Annotated in this window: 5 protein-coding genes; 4 read left to right on the top strand and 1 reads right to left on the bottom strand. The window is 49.3% G+C overall.

Annotated features, from left to right (window positions below; all coding sequences use genetic code 11):
- Window positions 1-173 precede the first annotated feature (173 nt).
- The 4 genes from ACQZ48_RS23355 to ACQZ48_RS23340 all read left to right on the top strand — a co-directional run bounded on the left by ACQZ48_RS23355 (window position 174) and on the right by ACQZ48_RS23340 (window position 2,706).
- Window positions 174-494, top strand: coding sequence for an abortive infection family protein (locus ACQZ48_RS23355; protein WP_448729558.1), 321 nt, complete (start codon window positions 174-176; stop codon window positions 492-494).
- Between the two features lie 278 nt (window positions 495-772).
- Entirely contained in the window at window positions 773-1,117 is a 345-nt protein-coding gene (locus tag ACQZ48_RS23350; protein ID WP_162696315.1) for a hypothetical protein, read from the top strand.
- Window positions 1,118-1,133: 16 nt separating this feature from the next.
- On the top strand, window positions 1,134-1,637 hold the full coding sequence (locus tag ACQZ48_RS23345) for an ImmA/IrrE family metallo-endopeptidase (RefSeq protein ID WP_063951243.1): 504 nt from the start codon (window positions 1,134-1,136) through the stop codon (window positions 1,635-1,637).
- A gap of 10 nt (window positions 1,638-1,647) precedes the next feature.
- Complete coding sequence (locus tag ACQZ48_RS23340) at window positions 1,648-2,706, top strand: beta family protein (protein ID WP_121690195.1); 1,059 nt, start codon at window positions 1,648-1,650, stop codon at window positions 2,704-2,706.
- Here the strand turns inward: ACQZ48_RS23340 and ACQZ48_RS23335 are convergent, their stop codons facing one another.
- Window positions 2,707-3,426 (bottom strand): sce7726 family protein, encoded by a 720-nt coding sequence (locus ACQZ48_RS23335; protein WP_112236009.1) that lies wholly within the window; start codon window positions 3,424-3,426, stop codon window positions 2,707-2,709.
- Between the last annotated feature and the right edge of the window lie 254 nt (window positions 3,427-3,680).

The following is a 3,680-nucleotide window of genomic DNA, read 5'->3' as shown; positions in this document are numbered from 1 at the left end:
ATGCCGTCGGCACATTGATCCCCCGATTCACATCGGAGGAATGCGCAAACTACTTCAGGGCTGCAGGCTATGACCCGGATTGAGCAGGATCTGCTCTAGCGCGCCGTTCGTCCGATCCAGAAGGTGCCATCACGGTGGCGCGGACGTTGCTTGAGACTGTCTGCAAGCGCATTATGGACGAAAGAGGAACTGTCTATACGGATAAAGAAGACCTTCCAAGGCTTTACGCGCTGGCTGCAAGGGCGCTTAACCTAGCGCCTGACCAACATACCGAGGAACCCATTAAAGCTATTCTAGGAGGTGCAATGACCGTCGTTAACGGGATAGGTACCTTGAGAAACCGGCTATCTGATGCACATGGCAGAGGGGGCCGTCTACCGGTTCGTCCTTCACCTCGTCACGCAAGCCTTGCGGTAAACCTCGCCGGGACAGTCGCAACATTTCTCGTGGAAACTCATCTCGCATTTGGCAGTAAATCCTCGGAAACAAAATGAATGCCGCACGTGGGCATCGGGGGGATGATCCATTCGTTGTGTATCGATTATCTACTCAGATTTTTTGCGAAAATTAATCGGTCATCGTGTTGGAATTTAGCATTGCCATTGCAGAGTAGGCGGAACATAATCAGAACAAATGAGGGGGTGCGAATTTGAGTCGGCATGAGCCTTCTTACTTACCCGTTTTTGGTATTGGTCTTCTATCGGGCGTCATTTTCACCGTCTCGGTTTTGTTCAAGTTTAAGATTTCACCCGACGATATAGGTGAATTACAAATGACCTACAGTGATCTCGTCGCAATTTTACTTACAGCGACATCGACAATTATCACAATTCTAGGCGTTTTTGTCGCTGTGTTAGCGGTTTGGGGCTACTCTCAATTTGAGAAGATGACGAGGGAAGCGTCCAGTAGACATCTTGAACTCATGCTGCAATCGGGAAAGTTCCGTGATGAAGTGGATCAAACCATTATCAAACATGTGAGCGCGGAATTGGCGAAAGAGACCAGCCCGCTACGCGACCTGCTCCGAGAGCAAATCGATACGATTATCTACACTGATGCGGCTAGGCGCCAAGGCAAAGCAGATAACGCAGACACAGAATCGCCGTTCAACGGATAAGCTGAGCGAGGCATAAATGAACAGTCGCGAGTGGCATGTGCTCGACCCCCAGATTCGAGAAGCCCTTTCACCTCTAATGCAGCAACCCCCAATTAAGCTATCCCGGCTAGCAGACATTATCGGAGGGGTTAAGATCATATCGGCACCGCTGCCGAAAGGCATATCGGGGGAGATACGCCCTGATCCCGATAATCCCGACAGCTTTACTATTAAGGTGAACAAGAATGACTCTGCTCGCCGCCAGAGGTTCACTGTCGCGCACGAACTTGCGCATTATCTTCTTCACCGGGATCAAATAGGAGGGGGAATCGAGGATGACGTTCTGTATCGTTCGAAGCTATCAGATTCGCGAGAAGCCCAAGCTAATAGGCTGGCTGCCGACTTATTGATGCCCGACAGTTTGGTGAACGAATGGATTGACAAGGCTCAGATACTTCAAGTCGAAGATACTGTTGGATTTCTCGCGGATAAGTTTAATGTCTCAGAATCAGCGATGAAGATTCGACTCGGCTTAAAGTAAGGTCTGTCCGATGGGTTTCACTGACTATAGCTACATTCCGATACTCGGCGTGCGACAGGCGGAGATGAGGGCACTTGAAGAACTCGCGCCCCAAGTGAAGGAAACTCTGCTCCCCTTCGTCGTTCTCCAGCCGTGGGCCACTGCAAATGAACTTGCAAGAACAGTCGCGCGCGTCAATGCGGCAGTAGGTCTTCGAACCATTGTTGCCGACATAACAGAACCCATACCTTTCAAGGGAAAACGACGCCCAGTTCACGACGCATTTGACCTCCTAAGAAATTCGGAGGACGGCTACCAAAACTATGTGGAATTTATAAAGGAGAACGAAAACTTTCTTCCCGCTCTGCAACTTACCAATCTTGGACAAATAGATGCTCAGATAGTTCGATTGGCCGACTTGGGGCGCGATGTCACGGTGAGATTACAAGAGCCAATGCTTCGGTATGCAGGTGACATCGCAGGGCGCTTTAAAGGAATATTCCCTTCTGACCGAATTCATTTCATTCTCGATTTTGAGAAGCAAAATAGAGAGATACTAGTTAAGTCAGTAACGGCTATCTCAACCATACAAAATATACGTGCTGTACTTCCCGATTGCTCAATCTCTGTGAGCGCATCAACATTCCCCGAAAATTTTGTGGGGATAAGCCATCAAGATATATTCGAGCGCCAATTCCATGAAGTTGTAAGCGAAGCGATAGGTTACGAAAACGCTATATATTGCGACCGGGGAAGCGCACGTGCTGAAGCCTTGGGCGGCGGCAGTGGAACACCCGCGCCGAGGATAGACCTTGCCAACACCGCGCGTTGGCACTTCTTTAGAGTAGATGATGCAGCAGATAAAAACGAGGGATTTCGGAAAGCCGCTAAAGACGCTATGGGCGCGGCTTGTTGGGATGATCTTGGCATCTGGGGCACTGAGTATATCAAACGAACCGCAGATCAGGACGAAACAGATATAATTGATACCGCTACTAAGTGCACCGCCGCGAGGATCAATATCCATCTGCATATTCAAGCAACAGGCGGACAAAGTAGTTCTATGGATGAGGTTGGCTGGACCGACTGATTAGCCAAAGACAGCCTGCGCCTGTTGTTCCCACTGCCTCCAAAAAGTTTTCCGGTCAGCGTAGTTTTTCTCCTGTTCTTCGCGGCTGTCAGCATATCGGCTTAGGTGCCGAAGGTGCTCAGGCTTTATGCTTTTTCTTTTAGTGGCATTCAGAAAAATCTCGGTGGTGCACCTATAAGTCGATTTGAAAGAGGCTTTGACGAGGGATTTAATGCAGATTGATGAGGCATTTAAAAGTTGACGTTCAAGCGCTGTTCGCGAGTAGCCATGCCCCGGCTTAAGTCCAAGAGCCGATTGTAGATTCTTGACGCTCAAGTGCCGCGCGCACTCCATTTCATCGTGTCGAATATTCGTTTGCGCTGAACGATAAACCTTTATCTCGTCATCCTGCCAGACATATATGCCCACGCCAGCCGGGCAGAGTGCATCCGCTTTTACGAGATGCGTCTCATCACAAAGCAAAATTACCTCATCGAAAAATTTCAGATACGCTTGGAGTTGTTCCGGCAAACGAGAAAGCGAGTCTCGTGCACTCTTCACCTCAATGCCGATGAACTGTCCATTCCAAATAGCCAGATCACTTCGGCAGCCGGTTCGCCCCAATACAAACTCTGAGGCGATAACTGACGATGATCCAATGAGCCTTTGCCTGCGAAACATCGCTAGCAATTCGCACTTTAGACTTTGCTCATCGAGTTTCATTTCCAGCGTGTACCTCATTCAAGGCTCAATTTAACGGAGGGTCGTTTAAAGGTTTGTGAACGAAGAGAATTCGTATCGAACGACTCTCTCTACATCAACCCACACCTCAGCGTGTCTGGCATAAGCCTCCAATTGAATTCTAATTGGCTCGTTCACCTAATTTGCAAACATTGTGAACCGCACCGGCTTTGCCGGAGACCGTTTGGTTTAAGTTATGCGGCCAATGCTGGTGCGTCCAGCATGGCGTAGTATCGTTCCTCGGCCTCTGCAGG

It is taken from the genome of Agrobacterium sp. 22-209-1, from assembly GCF_053522485.1.
This window is presented reverse-complemented; position numbering and strand designations above follow the sequence as displayed.

Bases quoted from the DNA above. Each gene is read 5' to 3' on its own strand.
- ACQZ48_RS23355 (WP_448729558.1), top strand. From the start codon at position 174: ATGGACGAAAGAGGAACTGTCTATACGGATAAAGAAGACCTTCCAAGG.
- ACQZ48_RS23350 (WP_162696315.1), top strand. From the start codon at position 773: ATGACCTACAGTGATCTCGTCGCAATTTTACTTACAGCGACATCGACA.
- ACQZ48_RS23345 (WP_063951243.1), top strand. From the start codon at position 1,134: ATGAACAGTCGCGAGTGGCATGTGCTCGACCCCCAGATTCGAGAAGCC.
- ACQZ48_RS23340 (WP_121690195.1), top strand. From the start codon at position 1,648: ATGGGTTTCACTGACTATAGCTACATTCCGATACTCGGCGTGCGACAG.
- ACQZ48_RS23335 (WP_112236009.1), bottom strand. From the start codon at position 3,426: ATGAGGTACACGCTGGAAATGAAACTCGATGAGCAAAGTCTAAAGTGC.